The sequence below is a fragment of the Sinomonas albida genome, assembly GCF_004919045.1.
Lineage (GTDB): Bacteria > Actinomycetota > Actinomycetes > Actinomycetales > Micrococcaceae > Sinomonas > Sinomonas albida.
The window spans coordinates 1-17,061 of the sequence record NZ_SWDW01000007.1; the positions used below are offsets into that span (position 1 = coordinate 1).

Annotated in this window: 24 protein-coding genes; 3 read left to right on the top strand and 21 right to left on the bottom strand. The window is 67.3% G+C overall.

What is annotated here, in order from left to right; translation table 11 throughout:
• Positions 1-184: 184 nt before the first annotated feature.
• Entirely contained in the window at positions 185-1,189 is a 1,005-nt protein-coding gene (locus tag E6A26_RS08265; RefSeq protein ID WP_136610733.1) for a P1 family peptidase, read from the bottom strand.
• Between the two features lie 220 nt (positions 1,190-1,409).
• Here E6A26_RS08265 and E6A26_RS08270 point away from each other — a divergent pair, with 220 nt between their 5' ends.
• The 3 genes from E6A26_RS08270 (at position 1,410) to E6A26_RS08280 (ending at position 4,722) form a co-directional block, all read left to right on the top strand.
• Complete coding sequence (locus E6A26_RS08270; RefSeq protein WP_211129049.1) at positions 1,410-2,357, top strand: carbohydrate ABC transporter permease; 948 nt, start codon at positions 1,410-1,412, stop codon at positions 2,355-2,357.
• Entirely contained in the window at positions 2,354-3,265 is a 912-nt protein-coding gene (locus tag E6A26_RS08275; RefSeq protein ID WP_136610734.1) for a carbohydrate ABC transporter permease, read from the top strand. The genes E6A26_RS08270 and E6A26_RS08275 overlap by 4 nt, the downstream gene beginning before the upstream one ends.
• An 86-nt stretch (positions 3,266-3,351) precedes the next feature.
• Entirely contained in the window at positions 3,352-4,722 is a 1,371-nt protein-coding gene (locus tag E6A26_RS08280) for an ABC transporter substrate-binding protein (RefSeq protein ID WP_234865240.1), read from the top strand.
• Between the two features lie 157 nt (positions 4,723-4,879).
• Here E6A26_RS08280 and E6A26_RS08285 read toward each other — a convergent pair whose 3' ends face one another.
• The 20 genes from E6A26_RS08285 to rplB all read right to left on the bottom strand — a co-directional run bounded on the left by E6A26_RS08285 (position 4,880) and on the right by rplB (position 17,046).
• Entirely contained in the window at positions 4,880-5,803 is a 924-nt protein-coding gene (locus E6A26_RS08285; RefSeq protein WP_136610900.1) for an NADP-dependent oxidoreductase, read from the bottom strand.
• A gap of 123 nt (positions 5,804-5,926) precedes the next feature.
• Positions 5,927-6,754: a type I methionyl aminopeptidase gene (map, locus tag E6A26_RS08290; RefSeq protein ID WP_136610735.1), complete on the bottom strand. Its 828-nt coding sequence runs from the start codon at positions 6,752-6,754 to the stop codon at positions 5,927-5,929.
• Between the two features lie 110 nt (positions 6,755-6,864).
• On the bottom strand, positions 6,865-7,449 hold the full coding sequence (locus tag E6A26_RS08295; protein WP_136610736.1) for an adenylate kinase: 585 nt from the start codon (positions 7,447-7,449) through the stop codon (positions 6,865-6,867).
• Positions 7,446-8,768, bottom strand: a complete 1,323-nt coding sequence (gene secY, locus E6A26_RS08300) for a preprotein translocase subunit SecY (protein WP_136610737.1) — start codon at positions 8,766-8,768, stop codon at positions 7,446-7,448. The genes E6A26_RS08295 and secY overlap by 4 nt, the downstream gene beginning before the upstream one ends.
• 294 nt (positions 8,769-9,062) lie before the next feature.
• On the bottom strand, positions 9,063-9,554 hold the full coding sequence (rplO, locus tag E6A26_RS08305; protein ID WP_136610738.1) for a 50S ribosomal protein L15: 492 nt from the start codon (positions 9,552-9,554) through the stop codon (positions 9,063-9,065).
• Entirely contained in the window at positions 9,554-9,760 is a 207-nt protein-coding gene (gene rpmD / locus E6A26_RS08310) for a 50S ribosomal protein L30 (protein WP_136610739.1), read from the bottom strand. Before rpmD ends, rplO begins: the two co-directional genes overlap by 1 nt.
• 3 nt (positions 9,761-9,763) lie before the next feature.
• Positions 9,764-10,414 (bottom strand): 30S ribosomal protein S5, encoded by a 651-nt coding sequence (gene rpsE / locus E6A26_RS08315; protein WP_211129059.1) that lies wholly within the window; start codon positions 10,412-10,414, stop codon positions 9,764-9,766.
• A gap of 38 nt (positions 10,415-10,452) precedes the next feature.
• Positions 10,453-10,836: a 50S ribosomal protein L18 gene (gene rplR, locus E6A26_RS08320; protein WP_136610741.1), complete on the bottom strand. Its 384-nt coding sequence runs from the start codon at positions 10,834-10,836 to the stop codon at positions 10,453-10,455.
• Positions 10,837-10,838: 2 nt separating this feature from the next.
• Positions 10,839-11,375, bottom strand: coding sequence for a 50S ribosomal protein L6 (gene rplF, locus E6A26_RS08325; RefSeq protein WP_136610742.1), 537 nt, complete (start codon positions 11,373-11,375; stop codon positions 10,839-10,841).
• A gap of 18 nt (positions 11,376-11,393) precedes the next feature.
• Positions 11,394-11,792, bottom strand: a complete 399-nt coding sequence (gene rpsH / locus E6A26_RS08330; protein ID WP_136610743.1) for a 30S ribosomal protein S8 — start codon at positions 11,790-11,792, stop codon at positions 11,394-11,396.
• A gap of 87 nt (positions 11,793-11,879) precedes the next feature.
• The gene (rplE, locus tag E6A26_RS08335; protein WP_136610744.1) at positions 11,880-12,458 is read right to left on the bottom strand and encodes a 50S ribosomal protein L5; all 579 of its coding nucleotides are present in this window, start codon (positions 12,456-12,458) and stop codon (positions 11,880-11,882) included.
• Complete coding sequence (gene rplX / locus E6A26_RS08340; protein ID WP_136610745.1) at positions 12,458-12,820, bottom strand: 50S ribosomal protein L24; 363 nt, start codon at positions 12,818-12,820, stop codon at positions 12,458-12,460. Before rplX ends, rplE begins: the two co-directional genes overlap by 1 nt.
• Positions 12,821-12,823: 3 nt before the next feature.
• Positions 12,824-13,192: a 50S ribosomal protein L14 gene (rplN, locus tag E6A26_RS08345; RefSeq protein ID WP_043119386.1), complete on the bottom strand. Its 369-nt coding sequence runs from the start codon at positions 13,190-13,192 to the stop codon at positions 12,824-12,826.
• A gap of 413 nt (positions 13,193-13,605) precedes the next feature.
• A complete protein-coding gene (rpsQ, locus tag E6A26_RS08350; protein WP_136610746.1) occupies positions 13,606-13,914 on the bottom strand; it encodes a 30S ribosomal protein S17 in 309 nt (102 codons plus the stop codon).
• Positions 13,911-14,231: a 50S ribosomal protein L29 gene (gene rpmC, locus E6A26_RS17895; protein WP_136610747.1), complete on the bottom strand. Its 321-nt coding sequence runs from the start codon at positions 14,229-14,231 to the stop codon at positions 13,911-13,913. Before rpmC ends, rpsQ begins: the two co-directional genes overlap by 4 nt.
• A 2-nt stretch (positions 14,232-14,233) precedes the next feature.
• Positions 14,234-14,650 (bottom strand): 50S ribosomal protein L16, encoded by a 417-nt coding sequence (gene rplP / locus E6A26_RS08360; RefSeq protein WP_136610748.1) that lies wholly within the window; start codon positions 14,648-14,650, stop codon positions 14,234-14,236.
• Positions 14,651-15,490 (bottom strand): 30S ribosomal protein S3, encoded by an 840-nt coding sequence (rpsC, locus tag E6A26_RS08365; RefSeq protein WP_136610749.1) that lies wholly within the window; start codon positions 15,488-15,490, stop codon positions 14,651-14,653.
• On the bottom strand, positions 15,491-15,856 hold the full coding sequence (rplV, locus tag E6A26_RS08370; protein ID WP_136610750.1) for a 50S ribosomal protein L22: 366 nt from the start codon (positions 15,854-15,856) through the stop codon (positions 15,491-15,493). It lies immediately after the preceding gene.
• Between the two features lie 56 nt (positions 15,857-15,912).
• Positions 15,913-16,194: a 30S ribosomal protein S19 gene (gene rpsS / locus E6A26_RS08375; RefSeq protein WP_136610751.1), complete on the bottom strand. Its 282-nt coding sequence runs from the start codon at positions 16,192-16,194 to the stop codon at positions 15,913-15,915.
• 12 nt (positions 16,195-16,206) lie between these two features.
• Entirely contained in the window at positions 16,207-17,046 is an 840-nt protein-coding gene (rplB, locus tag E6A26_RS08380; RefSeq protein WP_136610752.1) for a 50S ribosomal protein L2, read from the bottom strand.
• Between the last annotated feature and the right edge of the window lie 15 nt (positions 17,047-17,061).

The window sequence follows — 17,061 nt, forward strand, 5'->3', positions numbered from 1 at the left end:
CCACACTTCATGCTCAGAGGCGCACCGCTCGGCGAAGGTCATTCCACGCCAGCGTCGCCCCTGCCCAACTCCCGAAGCCATCGGACCCACCCTCACGATCGAATTGCATTGACCGTTTGAGGTTGGGCCGCCTCAATCCGGCAACGCGCCGCGCGGGCCAGCAGAACGTGGTGAGACTCCCGCTCTACTCGGCCGGGGCCGGGTACGGCTCCCACGTGCCCGCCGGCGTCGTGACGGCCGTGGCGCGGCGGACCGCGTCGAGGATCGCGAGCCGCACGGCCTCCGCGGCGGCCGTCTGCACGGTGACGAGCCCCACGGTGCGGGCGAAGTCCGGGGTCCGATCGAATTCGATGGCGCGGGTCGAGAGGGCGAAGACGGTGTCGCCGTCCACGAGCGTGTGGCTCGGATTGAGCGCCCGGGCCAGGCCCGCGTGCGCCGCGGTCGCAGTCCGCTTGCATTCGGCCGGCGTCAGCGCGGCGTTCGTCGCAACCACGGCGAGCGTCGTGTTGGCACCCGTCGCGACCGGTCCGGCGGGCGCCGCGAACGACGGCGGGGCCTCACCCGGGAACACCGGCGCACCGGCTGCATTGACGACGGCGAGCGCGCCCACCACGAGCCCCTCGGGCAGGCTCACCTCGGGCGCGCCCGGGGGACCTGGCACGGGCCCGCCCGGGATCGCGATAGACGCCATGCCCACCCCGCCCTTGTACCTGCCGCGCGCGAGCACCGCGCCGGTGCCGGCCCCGACGCAGCCGCGGAGCGCGCCGTCGTCCGCTTCCCCCGCACGCACTGCGGCGGTCGCGGCCTCGTAGCCCATCGCGGTGTCGGGGCGCTTCGAGAAGTCGCCGCCGCGGCCTAGGTCGAAGATCACGGCGCCCGGAACGATCGGCACCACACCTCCCATGACGGCGAAGCCCTGACCCTCCGCCTCGAGGAACTGCTGGACGCCGGCCGCGGCAGCGAGTCCGTACGCGCTGCCGCCGCAGAGCGCGACGCCGTCGACGTTCTGCGCGAGCGTCGAGGGGTCGAGCGCGTCGGTCTCGCTCGTCCCGGGCCCTCCCCCGCGCACGTCGACGCCGCCTGCCGAATCGGGCGGGGCGAGGACCGCCGTGACGCCCGTGAGCCAGCCGTCGCCCATCCGGTGCGCGTGGCCCACCCGGAGGCCGGGGACATCGAGGAGGGATCCCATGCGGCCCATTGTGCCCCAGATCTCACGCTTGACGACCTGGGTCGGAACGCGGAGTTAACTCTTGGCTGCCGCTTAGGGAACTCTTGCCGGGAAGTGCCAATCCGGGCGCATCGAAGTTTCAATCCATGCTCGACTGGTGGCGCGACCGTTGCAGGTTCAGCTGCGCGGTGCCCAGTAGTACCGGGCTCGGGGGAGCCCCGCACAAGGAGCCATTCGCATCATGACTCATATAGACCTAGACCGTCCCACGACGGTCACCTCAGAGGCGCCCGCACCGCGGCGCCCCCGCTGGAGTGCCCGCAGCCGCCGGGATTTCGTGGTGTTCCTCGCCATGGCGCTCCCGAACCTCATCCTCATCGCCGTCTTCACGTACCGGCCGCTCTTCGCGAACCTCCAGTACTCGACGCTCGACTGGACGCTGGGCGCGACGACGGCTCGCGTGGTGGGCCTCGACAACTACGTCGAGTTCTTCACGAGCGACGACGCCCCTCGCGTGCTCGGCACGACCGCCGTCTTCACGATCTGCACCGTGGGCCTCTCGATGGTCCTCGGCATGTTCGTCGCGCTCGCGCTCAACTCGAGGGTGCGCGGCACGACGTTCGCCAGGGCCGCGGTCTTCGCGCCCTACGTCCTCTCCGGCGTGGGGGTGGGCCTCGTGTGGATGTTCATCTTCGACCCCGGCTACGGCGTCCTCTCGTGGATCCTCAAGGGCCTGGGCGGCAAGAGCCCCGAGTGGTTCAACAACCCGCAGCTCGCGCTCACGATGATCACGATCGTGTACGTCTGGAAGAACCTCGGCTACTGCGCGGTCGTGTACCTCGCGGGGCTGCAGTCGCTTCCATCCGACGTCATGGAGGCCGCGGCGATCGACGGCGCGGGCGCGGCGAGGCGCTTCTGGAGCATGTCGCTCCCGCTCCTCTCCCCCACGACGTTCTTCCTCCTCATCACCACGATCCTCTCGAGCCTCCAGGCGTTCGACCTCATCCGCGTCATGACGCCGCTCGGCGACGGCACGAGCACGCTCATCTACGAGTCGTACCTCCAGGCGTTCGGCGCCTACAACCGGGCGGGCTATTCGGCCTCGATCTCGGTGATCCTGTTCGCGATCCTGCTGATCATCACGGTGGTCCAGGTCCGGTTCGTCGAGAAGAAGGTGCACTACGCATGAGCGCGCCCGCCCCCGTCACCGTCACCGCCTCCCCCGCGTCGGCTCCGCCCCCGGTCCGCGACCGCGCGTTCTCGAAGGCGAACCTCGTCAAGACCATCGCGGGCGGCTACGTCCCGTTGGCCGTCGCGACGCTCATCGTGTTCCTGCCGCTCGCGTGGATGGTGATCAGCTCGTTCAAGCCGGTCGGCGAGATCCTCACGACCGATCTCACGGTTATCCCCCGGGAGCCCACGGCCCAGAACTACGTCCAGGCCACGACGACCGTCCCGTTCGGCCGCTTCTTCCTCAACTCCACGATCGTCACGTTCGTGGGCTCGGCCATCAAGGTGACCCTCGCGATCCTCACGGCCTACGCGCTCGTGTTCGTGCGGTTCCCGTTCAAGAACGTCATCTTCGTCCTCATCCTCGTGGCGCTCATGGTGCCGCCGCAGGTCGCCATCCTGCCGAACTACGTGCTCATCGCCGGGATCGGCGGCAAGAACACGCTCTGGGGCATCATCCTCCCGGGGCTCGGCACGGCGTTCGGGACATTCCTCCTGCGCCAGCACTTCATGACGCTTCCCGGCTCGCTCCTCGAGGCGGCGGAGATCGATGGCGCGGGGCACTGGCGCCGCCTCTGGCAGATCGTGGCGCCCGTCTCGCTGCCGTCCATCGCGACGGTCGCGCTCGTGACGATCGTCAGCGAGTGGAACGACTACATCTGGCCGCTCATCATCACGGACCGCGCCGAGACGATGACCCTCCCCGTGGGGCTCACGCTGCTCCAGAACTCCGAGGGCAACGTCGGCAACGGCTGGGGAATCCTCATGGCCGGTGCCGTGCTCGTGATCGTCCCGGTCCTGGTGGTCTTCGCGATGCTCCAGCGCTACATCGTGTCCGGGCTCACCCAGGGCAGCGTCTCGAACTAGCGCCCCGGCTTCGCCTCTCGCCGCCCCCAAGACCCAGCAGAACCTCGCACACGCTCCATCACCCACACCCTGAGAAAGGCACATCCATGGCACCCACCACCGAGCGCCGCTCCATCATGGCCCTCGACCGCCGTCGCTTCCTCGCCCTCACGGGCGCAGGGGCCGGCACTCTGGCCCTCGCCGCGTGCGGCGGCCCCGACACCTCGGGCAGCTCCGCCACGAGCAAGACCGCCGACGCGGACTTCTCAGGCGTCAAGCCCGCCGCGAGCATCGACTTCTGGACCAACCACCCGGGTTCGTCCCAGGCCGTGGAGCAGAAGATCGTCGACGCCTTCCAGAAGGCCAACCCCGGCATCACGGTCAACATCGTGACCGCCGGTTCGTCCTACGAAGACGTCGCCCAGAAGTTCCAGGCCGCCCAGGCCGCGAAGTCCGGCCTCCCGAGCGTCATCGTCCTTTCGGACGTGTGGTGGTTCCGCAACTACATCAATGGCCAGATCATCTCGCTGGACGCGCTCAACAAGCAGCTCAACGTCCAGGTGAGCGACTACCGCGACTCGCTCATCAAGGACTACCAGTACAACGGCAAGCAGTGGGCCATGCCGTACGCGCGCTCGACGCCGCTCTTCTACTACAACAAGGACCACTTCAAGGCGGCGGGCCTCCCCGACCGCGCCCCGAAGACGTGGGCCGAGTTCGGCGAGTGGGCCCCCAAGCTCCAGGCGGCGGGCGCCGCCCAGCACGCGTTCCAGTACGGCCCGATGGCCGGCTACGCGGGCTGGACCATGCAGAACAACCTGTGGGGCTGGGGCACGGGCTGGTCCAAGGACTGGGACGTTACGTGCGACTCCGACGACGCCGTCGCCGCCATGCAGTGGGCGAAGGACTCCGTCTACAAGGACAAGTGGGCCGGAGTGTCGTCGAAGGACCAGTCGAACGATTTCAGCGCCGGCATCGCGTCGTCGGCAGTGTCCTCGACGGGCTCGCTCGTGGGCGTCCTCCAGTCGGCCAAGTTCAACGTCGGCGTGGGCTTCCTTCCCGGCGGCCCCAAGTCGGGCCAGAACGTCTGCCCGACCGGCGGCGCCGGGCTCGGGATCTCCACGGGCATCCCGAAGGAGCAGCAGCTCGCCGCCGCGATGTTCATCCAGTTCGCGACCAGCCCTGAGAACGCCGCGATGTTCTCCGCTGCAACGGGCTACATGCCGGTCCGCAAGTCCTCCGACATGACGACCGTCCTCGCCAAGACGCCGCAGATCCAGACCGCGATCGACCAGCTCGCCGTCACGCGCGTCCAGGACAACGCGCGCGTCTTCCTCCCGGGTGCGGACCAAGAGATGGGCAAGACCGCGGCGAAGATCCTCACGCAGGACGCCGACGTGAAGACGGAGATGACGTCCCTCAAGAAGACGCTCCAGGGCATCTACGAGAAGGACGTCAAGCCCAAGCTCAACGCCTGAGCTCGGCGGCTCAGTCCCGCATTTCGGCTCGCCACTGCGGCGAACGACGGCCGCCGCTCACCGGGCCCACAGCGCCGATGGACCCGGAGCACGCGAAGCGTGCTCCGGGAGGAGCTGGGGAGGGTGAGCGGCCGCCGTCGTGCTTAACCCGCACGCGCTAGATGCGCACCACGAGCTTCCCGCGCACGTGGCCGCCCTCGAGCTCGCGGTAGGCGTCGGCGGCGCCGTCGAGCCCCACGACGCGCGCGAGCTCGACCTTGAGCTGCCCGTTCGCGACAAGCTCAGCGAGCTCCGCGAGGTCGTCCGGGTTGGGGCGGACCCAGATGTACTGGCCGCCGTACACGTCGCGGGCCTTGTGATCGGCCACAGAAGCCACGACCCCGCCCTCGCGCAGGAGCTCCGGAACGGTCTTGAGCGCCGGGCCGCCCACGAAGTCGAGTATGGCGTCGAATCCCTCCGGCGCGAGGGTGCGCGCCGCTTGGACGAGGCCCTCGCCGTACGTGACGGGCTCGGCGCCGAGGGAGCGTACGTAGTCGTGGTTGCGCGGCGACGCCGTCCCGACCACGCGCGCGCCCGCGGCGACGGCAAGCTGCGTCGCGAACGAGCCCACTCCTCCGGCTGCCGCGTGGACCAGCACGGTCGAGCCCGCGCTGACCCCGGCCCTGCGTACCGTCTGGAGCGCCGTGAGGCCCGCGAGCGGAAGGGCTGCGGCCTCCTCGAAGCTCATCCCCGCCGGCTTCCGGGTGGCAGTGCGCACGGGGACCTCGACGAGCTCGGCCAGTGTTCCGCCAGAGATCACGTCCTTGCGCGCGTAGGCCAGAATCTCGTCCCCCACCTCGAACTCCGGGGTGTCGAGGCCCGTCTTCACCACCACGCCTGCCACGTCCCAGCCGGGGATCACCGGAAACACGGTGTCGATGAGGCCCTTCAGGTGGCCCTGGCGGACCTTGTAGTCCACCGGGTTGAGGCTCGCCGCGTGAACTCGGACGAGCACGGAGTCGGATCCGGGATGCGGGTCCGGTACCTCCTTGAGGGTCAGTACGTCTGCTTCTCCGAACTGGTCATACGTCAATGCCTTCACGAAGGTCCCGAACGTGCCCGCGCGGTCAGGCATTCCCGGCGGACCTTCTGCGGGCAGCCAATCCCCCTGGGGCGCGACCGCCGGGGCAGGTCCGCCGCCGGCTCCGTTCGGGAGCGAGCAGGGTCAGGCCGGGATGGGAACCGGGGTCACGCCGAGCGGCTCGAGCTCGGACGCGCCGCCATCCTCCGCGGTGAGGACCCAGATCCCGCCCGCGTGGCGGGCCACGGAGTGCTCCCACTGGCACGAGCGCGAACCGTCGGTGGTCACGACCGTCCACTCGTCGTCGAGAATGCGGGTCTCGATCGAGCCGCGCACGAGCATCGGCTCGATCGCGAGGGCCATGCCGGGCTTGATCTTGGCGCCCCGGTGGCCCGTGCGGTAATTGAGGACGTCCGGTGCCATGTGCATCTGCGAGCCGATCCCGTGGCCCACATAGTCCTCGAGGATGCCCAACGGGGCGCCGTCCTGCTCGCTCACGAAGTCATCGATCGCGTCCCCGATGTCTCCCACATGCGTGCCGCGGGCAAACGCCGCGATGCCCCGCCACATGGCCTTGCGGGTGACGTCGGAGAGCCGGACGTCCGCGGGGTCGCCCTCACCCACGATGACGGTCCGCGCGGAGTCCGCGTTCCAGCCGCGCACGATGCACCCGCCGTCGATCGACAGGAGATCGCCCTCACGGAGCGTCCGCGGGCCCGGAATGCCGTGCACGACCTCCTCGTTCACCGAGACGCAGATGTGCTTGGGGTAGCCGTAGTAGCCCAGGAAGTTGTACTGCGCGCCCGCGGCGTCCACGACCTCCGCGAACGCGGCGTCGAGCTCATCAGTCGTGACGCCCGGGCCGACCGCTGCCACGGCGGCATCGAGCGCGCGGCTCAGCAGCACGCCCGCCTCGGCCATGATCCGAAGCTGTCCGTTGTTCTTGTACTCGATCTTCCTCTGCCCGATCACGGGACTCCTCTCCCCCTCACAGCCCGACGGCGCCCGCTCGCTCTGGGCGAGAGGCGCCGTCGTCTTTTCATGTCATGCTGACCGCTCCCGAGGAACAGTCGATGCCGGGCTCAGGCCGGGTCCGGCGCACCGTTCTTGATCGCCGCGAGGACGCGCTCGGTGACCTCGTCGATGAGCCCGATCCCGTCGACGCGCGTCAGGATCCCGCGCTCCAGGTACCGGGACACGACGGCCTCGGTCTGCGTGTGGTACAGCTCGAGGCGGTGACGGATCACGGCCTCGTTGTCGTCGCTTCGCCCGGTCTCATTCGCGCGGCCGAGCAGGCGCCGGATGAGCTCCTCGTCGTCCGCCGTGAGCTGCAGGACGACGTCGAGCCCGAGGCCGTCCTCGCTGAGGATCCCGTCCAGGTACTCCACCTGCGCGACGGTGCGCGGGTAGCCGTCGAGGAGGAACCCTTCGCGGGCGTCGTCCTGGGCGAGGCGGTCGCGAACCATGCTGTTCGTGACGCTGTCCGGGACGAAGTCGCCCGCGTCCATGTACTTCTTCGCCTCGACGCCGAGAGGAGTCTGCTCCTTGACGTTGTAGCGGAAGATGTCCCCGGTCGAGATGGCCACGATGCCGAGTCGGTCCGAGATTCGTTCGGCCTGGGTGCCCTTGCCGGAACCTGGCGGGCCAATGAGCAGCATTCTCGTCATCGCAGTAGTCCTTCGTAGTGTCGCTGTTGGAGCTGCGCATCGATCTGCTTGACCGTCTCGAGACCCACGCCCACCATGATGAGGATCGACGTGCCGCCGAACGGGAAGTTCGTGTTGGCCTGGACCAGCACGAGCGCGATAAGCGGAATGAGAGCCACGATGCCGAGGTACAGCGAGCCCGGCAGGGTGATGCGCGAGAGTACGTACTGCAGGTAGTCCGCAGTCGGCTTCCCGGCCCGGATGCCCGGGATGAAGCCACCGTACTTCTTCATGTTGTCGGCGACCTCTTCAGGGTTGAACGTGATCGCGACATAGAAGTAGGTGAAGAAGAGGATCAGCACGAAGTAGATCACCATGTAGACCGGGTGATCGCCCTTGGTCAGGTTGTTGTTGATCCACTCGACCCACGGCGCGATGTTCGAGCCGTCCTTGGGCGTGTTGAACTGCGCCACGAGCGCCGGCAGGTACAGCATCGACGAGGCGAAGATGACCGGGATGACGCCCGCCATGTTGACCTTGACCGGGATGTACGTCGTCGTGCCGCCCACCGTGCGGCGGCCGATCATGCGCTTCGCGTACTGGACCGGAATGCGCCGCTGCGACTGCTCGACGAAGACCACGAGGGCCATGGTCACGAGGCCGATCGCCAGCACGATGAAGAACGTGCCCGGACCCTTCGAGGTCCAGATCGCGCCGAGCGACGCGGGGAAGTTCGCAGCGATCGACGTGAAGATGAGCAGCGACATGCCGTTGCCGATGCCCTTCTCCGTCACGAGCTCGCCCATCCACATGATGAGGCCGGTGCCGGCGGTGAGCGTGATGATCACGAGGATCGTCGCGATGATGCTCTGATCCGGGATGATCTGCAGCTGGCAGTTCGGGAACAGCTGCCCCGAGCGCACGAGCGAGACAAGCGTGGTCGCGTTGAGCAGGCCCAGGGCGATCGTGAGGTAGCGCGTGTACTGCGTGAGCTTCGTCTGTCCCGACTGGCCCTCGTCGTACAGCTCCTGGAACCGCGGGATCACCACGCGGAGCAGCTGAACGATGATGCTCGCCGTGATGTACGGCATGATCCCGAGGGCGAACACGGACACCTGCAGGAGTGCGCCGCCGCTGAACAGGTTCATGAGCTGGTAGATGCCCTGCTGCTGATCCTGTCCGGAGACCAGGGGCGAGAGGCACGTCTTGACGTTGCTGTAGTTGACGCCTGGCGAGGGGATGAAGGCACCCAAACGATAGATGGCGATGATGCCCAGCGTGAACAGCAGCTTGCGCCGCAGGTCCGGCGTTCGGAAAGCCCGGCCGATGGCAGAAAGCACGCTTCTCCTCCCCGATCACGAGGAACGTAAGTTAAGGGCCCGCGCACAGGGTACGGCGCGGGCAGGTACAGCTACCGAGTCTAGCGGCAGGCACGGCCGAGCAGATAATCCCGGCAGTTGCACAAGGGTTGCGGGGTCCCGTCCCACCGGTTGCGGGGTCCCGTCCCGCACGTTGCGGGGTCCCGTCCCGCACGCACGGCGCGGCTTAACGCGAGAGGCCCCGGCCGCCGTCGTGCGTAACACACGACGGCGGCCGGGGCCTTCAGTTCACAGCGCTAGCGCGCTCCGCTTCAGTCAGGCGACGTTAGTGGAGCCGCCGGCTGCGGCGATCTTCTCCGCGGCGGTTGCCGAGAAAGCGTGGGCAGTGATGTCCAGCTTCACGGTGATGTCGCCGCTCCCCAGCACCTTGACGGGCTGGTTCTTGCGGACGGCGCCCTTCGCGATGAGCTCCTCGACGCCCACGGTGCCACCCTCGGGGAACAGCTCGACGAGCCGCTCGAGGTTGACGACCGAGTACTCGACCCGGAACGGGTTCTTGAAGCCGCGAAGCTTCGGCAGGCGCATGTGCAGCGGAAGCTGCCCACCTGCGAAGCCCGCACGCACCTGGTAGCGGGCCTTCGTGCCCTTGGTGCCGCGACCTGCGGTCTTGCCCTTGGAGCCCTCACCGCGACCCACACGGGTCTTCGCGGTCTTGGCGCCGGCAGCCGGACGCAGGTGGTGGACCTTGAGAGCAGTCGCCTTCTGGGAGCGCTGCTCCGTGCCCTGCTCAGTTTCCTTCTCAGCCATTACTTCGCCTCCTCAACCTTCACGAGGTGCGGAACCGTGTTGATCATGCCCACGGTCACAGCGTCGGCCTTGCGGACGACCGTGTGGCCGATGCGCTTGAGCCCGAGCGAACGCAGGGTATCGCGCTGGTTCTGCTTGGCGCCGATGACGCCCTTGATCTGGGTGATCTCCAACGTGGCGTCGGAGGGAGCCAGGTTCTTCCCCATGACTCATGCACCTGCCTTCTGGTTCTCGATGTTGCGCACCATGGCAGCCGGTGCGACCTCGTCGAGAGGCAGGCCACGACGGGCGGCCACGGCCTGCGGCTCCTCGAGACCCTTGAGCGCCTCGATCGTCGCGTGGACGATGTTGATCGCGTTGGAGGATCCGAGGGACTTCGACAGGACGTCGTGGATGCCCGCGCACTCGAGCACGGCACGCACCGGACCGCCGGCGATCACGCCGGTACCCGGAGCAGCCGGACGCAGCATGACGACGCCTGCGGCGGCCTCACCCTGCACGCGGTGCGGAACGGTCGTGCCGATGCGCGGGACACGGAAGAAGGACTTCTTAGCTTCCTCGACGCCCTTGGCGATGGCCGCGGGAACTTCCTTGGCCTTGCCGTAGCCGACACCCACGGTTCCGTTGCCGTCGCCGACCACCACGAGAGCCGTGAAGCTGAAGCGGCGGCCGCCCTTGACGACCTTGGCGACGCGGTTGATGGTTACGACGCGCTCGACGAACTGGTTCTTCTCGGCGTCACGGCCACCGTCGCGGCCACCACGGCCACCACGGTCGCCACGACCGCGGCCCTCGCCACGACGGCCGCCGCGGCGGTCCTCGTTGGCGGGGGCGGCAGCCTCAGCGGCGCCCTCGGTCACATTCTCAGACACGTTGTCCTTCTCGTTGTTCTCGACGGTCACAGTGCCAGCCCGCCTTCCCGCGCGCCGTCTGCGATCGCAGCGATGCGGCCGTGGTACTTGTTGCCACCGCGGTCGAACACGACGGCCTCGACACCAGCAGCCTTTGCACGCTCGGCGACGAGCTCGCCGACGCGCTTGGCCTTGGCGGTCTTGTCGCCCTCGAGACCACGCAGGTCAGCCTCGAGCGTCGAGGCGTACGCGACAGTGATGCCCTTGCTGTCGTCGACAACCTGGACGAACACGTGGCGCGACGAGCGCGTGACCACGAGACGCGGACGCTCGGCAGAGCCGACGACGCGCTTGCGGAGACGGATGTGGCGGCGCGAACGAGAAGCCGTGCGCGACTTGGCCGGGCGCTTCTTGTTGATGCTCAGACCCATGGTTACTTACCAGCCTTCCCGACCTTGCGGCGGACAACTTCGCCGGCGTAACGGATGCCCTTGCCCTTGTAGGGATCGGGCTTGCGCAGCTTGCGAATGTTGGCCGCAACCTCGCCGACGCGCTGCTTGTCGATGCCGGACACAGTGAACTTCGTGGGGCCCTCGACGGTGAACGCGATGCCCTCAGGGGCAGCGACGGTCACCGGGTGCGAGAAGCCGAGCGCGAACTCGAGGTCCGAGCCCTTCGCCTGCACGCGGTAACCGGTGCCGACGATCTCGAGCTTCTTCTCGTAGCCCTTGGTCACGCCTTCGATCATGTTGGCGATGAGCGTCCGGGTGAGGCCGTGCAGCGAGCGCGAGAGGCGCTCGTCGTTCGGGCGGGTCACCGAGAGCGTGGTGTCCTCGAGGCTGACCTCGATGGGGCTCGCCACGGAGTGCGAGAGCTCGCCCTTGCCGCCCTTGACGGTCACCAGCGCGCCATCGATGTTGATCTCGACGTCGGCGGGGACGGTGATGGGGAGACGTCCAATGCGGGACATATCTTCTTCTTCCTTCCCTTACCAGACGTACGCGAGGACTTCGCCGCCCACGCCCTTCTTGGAGGCCTGACGGTCAGTCAGGAGCCCAGAAGAGGTAGACAGGATGGCGATGCCGAGGCCGCCCAGCACGTGCGGGAGGTTCGTGGACTTCGCGTACACGCGGAGACCCGGCTTCGAGATGCGGCGGACACCCGCGATCGAACGCTCGCGGTTCGGACCGAACTTGAGCGTGAGGGTCAGCTTCTTGCCGACCTCGGCGTCCTCTTCCTTCCAGCCGGCGATGAAGCCTTCGGCCTTGAGGATGTCGGCAACCCGCACCTTGAGCTTCGACGACGGCATGGCAACCTCGTCGTGGTAGGCCGAGTTGGCATTGCGCAGACGAGTAAGCATGTCTGCGACGGGATCAGTCATAGTCATATGGGCTCGTGCCCTTCCTCATGACGGTTTCCGCTCGGCTCGTGGCCGTGCGCCCTCAGGCGCAGCGCGGACCTGTCACGTAGTGATTCAGTCTTCGGTCTTGAACGGGAAGCCAAGCGCCTTCAGCAGCGCGCGGCCCTCGTCATCGGTCTTGGCGGTCGTGACGACAGTGATGTCCATGCCACGGGGGCGATCGATCTTGTCCTGGTCGATCTCGTGGAACATCACCTGCTCGGTGAGGCCGAACGTGTAGTTGCCGTTGCCGTCGAACTGCTTGCCGCTGAGGCCGCGGAAGTCGCGGATACGCGGAAGCGCGAGGGTCACGAGGCGGTCCACGAACTCCCACATGCGGTCGCCGCGAAGCGTCGCGAAGGCGCCGATCGGCATGCCCTCACGCAGCTTGAACTGGGCGATCGACTTGCGGGCCTTGGTGACCTGCGGCTTCTGGCCCGTGATGAGGGTCAGGTCGCGCACAGCGCCCTCGATGAGCTTCGAGTCCTTTGCGGCGTCGCCGACGCCCATGTTGACGACGACCTTGACCAGGCGCGGGACCTGGTTGACGTTGCCATACTTGAACTCTTCAAGGAGCGAGGACTTGATGGTCTCCGCGTACTTCGCCTTGAGACGGGGCACGATCTTGACCGGAGTCTCGACAGTCTCAGTCATCAGATGTCCTTCCCAGTGGCCTTGGAGTAGCGGACACGGACCGTCTTCTGACGGCCGTCCTTCTCCACGGTCTCGACGCGGAAGCCGACCTTCGTGGGCTTCTTGGTCTCGGGGTCAACGAGAGCCACGTTGGAGACGTGGATCGGAGCCTCGACCTGCTCGATGCCGCCGGTCTTGGAGCCGCGCTGCGACTGGCCGACCTTCGTGTGCTTGGTAACGCGGTTGATGCCCTCGACGAGCACGCGGCTCGTAGCGGGGAACACCTTCAGGACCTTGCCCTGCTTGCCCTTGTCGCCACCCTTCTCCTGCTTGGAGCCGGTGATGACCTGGACCAGGTCGCCCTTCTTGATCTTTGCGCCCATGAGTCAGAGCACCTCCGGAGCCAGCGAGACGATCTTCATGAACTTCTTGTCGCGCAGCTCGCGGCCGACCGGGCCGAAGATACGCGTGCCACGGGGGTCGCCGTCGTTCTTGAGGATGACTGCCGCGTTCTCATCGAACTTGATGTAGGAGCCGTCCGCGCGGCGGCGCTCCTTCTTCGTGCGGACGACGACGGCCTTGACCACGTCGCCCTTCTTGACGTTGCCGCCAGGGATCGCGTCCTTGACGGTGGCGACGATGACGTCGCCGATACCTGCGTAGCGGCGGCCGGATCCACCGAGAACGCGGATGGTCAGGATTTCCTTCGCACCCGTGTTGTCGGCGACCTTGAGCCGCGACTCCTGCTGAATCACTATTACTCCTTACGTCTCGCCGGTTCTCAGGTCGCGGTAAAGCTGCGCCGAGCCTTGCGGAACGGATTGTCGGGGTGTCTCTCGACCCGCCTGGATGTGGCCAGAACGGGCCTGAACCGCCGTGCCAGAGGCAATTGACCCCTTCCCAGCAAGCCCGCGCGCGGGCGCGCAGAAGGGCATTATGCGGTGGCACGATTGTTCACGAGGTACTGCACGCCTGCTTCGTCGGGCACGCCGAAGCCACAGGGACTTCAGTGGGCACGCCGAATGCAGCCGTACAAGCTCAATATCGTAGCACGAAAGGCGAGCCCTCTTGACATCCGGCGGTAGCTGCACCTGAGACGCCGAAGCGGCCCGCCCCTCGAAAGGGACGGGCCGCTCGGGTACTGCTGTGTCTCGGGAGACGGGAAGGCCTACTTGGCCTTCTCGAGGATCTCCACGAGGCGCCACCGCTTGGTTGCGGACAGCGGGCGGGTCTCCGTGATGAGCACGAGGTCGCCGATGCCGGCGACGTTGTTCTCGTCGTGGGCCTTGCGCTTGGTCGTGCGGCGGATGACCTTGCCGTAGAGCGAGTGCTTCACGCGGTCCTCGACCTCGACGACGATGGTCTTCTCCATCTTGTCGGACACGACGTAGCCGCGGGCCGTCTTGCGGTGGCCGCGCTCTTCGGCGGACTCCGCCACGGGGGCGTTCTCCGTCACCTTGTTCTCCTGCTCGCTCACTTGGCGGCCTCCTCGGTGCCCTCGGCCTCAACGGCCTCGGTCTTGGCGGCCTTCTTGGACTTCTTCGCCGTCGTCTCCGCGACGACAGACACCGGCGCCACACGGATGCCGAGCTCGCGCTCACGAATCACCGTGTAGATGCGGGCGATGTCCTTCTTCACGGCGCCGAGGCGGCCGTGGCTCTCGAGCTGACCCGTAGCGGACTGGAAGCGCAGGTTGAACAGCTCTTCCTTAGCCTTCTTGAGCTCCTCGAAGAGGCGCTCGCTGTCCAGCTGGTCGAGCTTCTCAGCGGTCAGGTCCTTCGAACCGACTGCCATTCTCATTCACCACCTTCGCGACGCACGATGCGCGCCTTCAACGGGAGCTTGTGCATGGCGAGGCGGAGCGCTTCACGCGCCACTTCCTCGCTCACGCCGGCGAGTTCGAAGAGAACCCGGCCCGGCTTGACGTTCGAGACCCACCACTCGGGCGAACCCTTACCGGAACCCATGCGGGTCTCGGCAGGCTTCTTGGTGAGCGGGCGGTCCGGGTAGATGTTGATCCAGACCTTGCCGCCACGCTTGATGTAGCGGGTCATGGCGATACGAGCCGCCTCGATCTGGCGGTTGGTCACGTACGCCGGCGAGAGGGCCTGGATGCCGTACTCGCCGAAGCTGACCTTCGTGCCGCCAGTCGCAGCGCCCGAGCGGCCCGGGTGGTGCTGCTTGCGGTGCTTCACACGACGGGGAATAAGCATTTAAGCCTCTCCTCCTTCCGCTGCCGGAGCGGCAGCCTCAGCGGCCGGAGCCTCAGCGGCCTCAGCGGAGACAGCCTGCGGCTGGCGGTCGCCAGACGGACGACGGCGGCGCTCGCCACCGGGGCGGCCCGGACGGTCGCTGCGGTCACCACGGGGGCCGCGCGACGACGGAGCGGCAGCGGCCTGGGCCGCGAGCTCCTTGGACGTCACATCGCCCTTGTAGATCCAGACCTTCACGCCGATGCGGCCGAACGTGGTCTTCGCCTCGTAGAAGCCGTAGTCGATGTTCGCGCGGAGCGTGTGCAGGGGCACGCGGCCCTCGCGGTAGAACTCCGAGCGGGACATCTCCGCACCGCCGAGGCGGCCGGAGCACGCAACACGGATGCCCTTGGCACCGGCGCGCTGCGCGGACTGCATGGCCTTCTTCATGGCGCGGCGGAACGCGACGCGGCTCGAGAGCTGCTCCGCGATGCCCTGGGCCACGAGCTGAGCCTCGATCTCGGGGTTCTTGACCTCGAGGATGTTCAGCTGGACCTGCTTGCCGGTGAGCTTCTCGAGCTCGCCGCGGATGCGGTCGGCCTCGGCGCCGCGGCGGCCGATCACGATGCCCGGACGTGCCGTGTGGATGTCCACGCGGACGCGGTCGCGGGTGCGCTCGATCTCGACGCGCGCAATGCCGGCGCGCTCCATGCCCGTGGTCATGAGCTTGCGGATCTGAACGTCCTCGCGGACGAAGTCCTTGTAGCGCTGGCCGGGCTTGTTGCTGTCGGCAAACCAGTGCGAGACGTGGTCGGTGGTGATGCCGAGTCGGAACCCGTGCGGGTTGACCTTCTGTCCCATTTAGCGGGCCTCCTCGTTCTCCGGGGTCGCCACGACCACAGTGATGTGGCTGGTGCGCTTCTTGATGCGGTACGCGCGGCCCTGGGCACGCGGCTGGAACCGCTTCATGGTCGGACCCTCGTCGACGAACGCCTCGCTGATGTAGAGGTCGCTCTCGTCGAACGGGAGACCATCGCGGTCCGCCAGGACGCGCGCGTTGGCCATCGCGGACGCGAGCACCTTGTAGACCGGCTCCGAAGCCGCCTGCTGGGCGAACTTCAGGATCGCCAGAGCCTCATTCGCCTGCTTGCCACGAACAAGGTTGACGACGCGCCGGGCCTTCATCGGCGTTACGCGGAGGTGCCGCGCAATTGCCTTGGCTTCCATTGCTTTCCTTCTCTTTCTCGAAGTCCAAGCACTGCTTCGATCTGCCGTGAGGCAGATCAGCGGCGCTTGCCCTTCTTGTCGTCCTTCACGTGGCCGCGGAAAGTCCGCGTCGGGGCGAATTCGCCGAGCTTGTGCCCGACCATCGACTCGGTGATGAAGACCGGGATGTGCTTCCGGCCGTCGTGCACGGCGATCGTGTGCCCGAGCATGTCGGGGACGATCATCGAGCGGCGGGACCAGGTCTTGATGACGTTCTTGGTGCCCTTATCGTTTTCCCGGGCGACCTTCACGAAGAGGTGCTGGTCAACGAAAGGACCCTTCTTCAGGCTGCGTGGCATGTGTCCAGGCTCCTATCGCTTGTTCTTGCCAGTACGACGACGGCGCACAATGAGCTTGTCGCTCGCCTTGTTCGGGCGGCGGGTGCGGCCCTCGGGCTTGCCGTTCGGGTTGACCGGGTGGCGACCACCGGAGGTCTTGCCCTCACCACCACCATGCGGGTGGTCAACCGGGTTCATGGCGACACCGCGGACGGTCGGGCGGACGCCCTTCCAGCGCATGCGGCCGGCCTTGCCCCAGTTGATGTTCGACTGCTCGGCGTTGCCGACCTCGCCGACGGTCGCGCGGCAGCGCGCGTCGACGTTGCGGACTTCACCGGAAGGCAGGCGAAGCTGCGCGAACTTGCCGTCCTTCGCGACGAGCTGCACCGACGCACCCGCGGAGCGGGCGAGCTTGGCGCCGCCACCGGGGCGGAGCTCGACGGCGTGGATGACCGTACCGACCGGGATGTTGCGGAGCGGCAGGTTGTTGCCGGGCTTGATGTCGGCGTCCGGACCGGACTCGACGAAGTCGCCCTGGGCCAGCTTGTTCGGCGCGATGATGTAGCGCTTCGTGCCGTCCACGTAGTGCAGGAGCGCGATGCGAGCCGTACGGTTCGGGTCGTACTCGATCTCCGCGACGCGGGCGTTGACGCCGTCCTTGTCGTGGCGACGGAAGTCGATCAGACGGTACTGGCGCTTGTGCCCGCCACCCTTGTGGCGCGTGGTGATGCGACCCGTGTTGTTGCGGCCGCCCTTCTTGGGGAGCGGACGAACCAGAGACTTCTCCGGGGTCGAGCGCGTGATTTCTGCGAAGTCGGCCACGCTCGAGCCGCGGCGGCCCGGGGTAGTCGGCTTGTAGTTACGGATTCCCATTTACCTGTTCCTCGT

Coding starts and splice junctions, on each gene's coding strand:
- E6A26_RS08265 (WP_136610733.1), bottom strand. CDS start 1,189: ATGGGATCCCTCCTCGATGTCCCCGGCCTCCGGGTGGGCCACGCGCAC.
- E6A26_RS08270 (WP_211129049.1), top strand. CDS start 1,410: ATGACTCATATAGACCTAGACCGTCCCACGACGGTCACCTCAGAGGCG.
- E6A26_RS08275 (WP_136610734.1), top strand. CDS start 2,354: ATGAGCGCGCCCGCCCCCGTCACCGTCACCGCCTCCCCCGCGTCGGCT.
- E6A26_RS08280 (WP_234865240.1), top strand. CDS start 3,352: ATGGCACCCACCACCGAGCGCCGCTCCATCATGGCCCTCGACCGCCGT.
- E6A26_RS08295 (WP_136610736.1), bottom strand. CDS start 7,449: ATGACGAGAATGCTGCTCATTGGCCCGCCAGGTTCCGGCAAGGGCACC.
- rplO (WP_136610738.1), bottom strand. CDS start 9,554: ATGGCTGAGAAGGAAACTGAGCAGGGCACGGAGCAGCGCTCCCAGAAG.
- rpmD (WP_136610739.1), bottom strand. CDS start 9,760: ATGGGGAAGAACCTGGCTCCCTCCGACGCCACGTTGGAGATCACCCAG.
- rplR (WP_136610741.1), bottom strand. CDS start 10,836: ATGGGTCTGAGCATCAACAAGAAGCGCCCGGCCAAGTCGCGCACGGCT.
- rplF (WP_136610742.1), bottom strand. CDS start 11,375: ATGTCCCGCATTGGACGTCTCCCCATCACCGTCCCCGCCGACGTCGAG.
- rpsH (WP_136610743.1), bottom strand. CDS start 11,792: ATGACTATGACTGATCCCGTCGCAGACATGCTTACTCGTCTGCGCAAT.
- rplE (WP_136610744.1), bottom strand. CDS start 12,458: ATGACTGAGACTGTCGAGACTCCGGTCAAGATCGTGCCCCGTCTCAAG.
- rplX (WP_136610745.1), bottom strand. CDS start 12,820: ATGGGCGCAAAGATCAAGAAGGGCGACCTGGTCCAGGTCATCACCGGC.
- rpmC (WP_136610747.1), bottom strand. CDS start 14,231: ATGGCAGTCGGTTCGAAGGACCTGACCGCTGAGAAGCTCGACCAGCTG.
- rplP (WP_136610748.1), bottom strand. CDS start 14,650: ATGCTTATTCCCCGTCGTGTGAAGCACCGCAAGCAGCACCACCCGGGC.
- rpsC (WP_136610749.1), bottom strand. CDS start 15,490: ATGGGACAGAAGGTCAACCCGCACGGGTTCCGACTCGGCATCACCACC.
- rplV (WP_136610750.1), bottom strand. CDS start 15,856: ATGGAAGCCAAGGCAATTGCGCGGCACCTCCGCGTAACGCCGATGAAG.
- rpsS (WP_136610751.1), bottom strand. CDS start 16,194: ATGCCACGCAGCCTGAAGAAGGGTCCTTTCGTTGACCAGCACCTCTTC.
- rplB (WP_136610752.1), bottom strand. CDS start 17,046: ATGGGAATCCGTAACTACAAGCCGACTACCCCGGGCCGCCGCGGCTCG.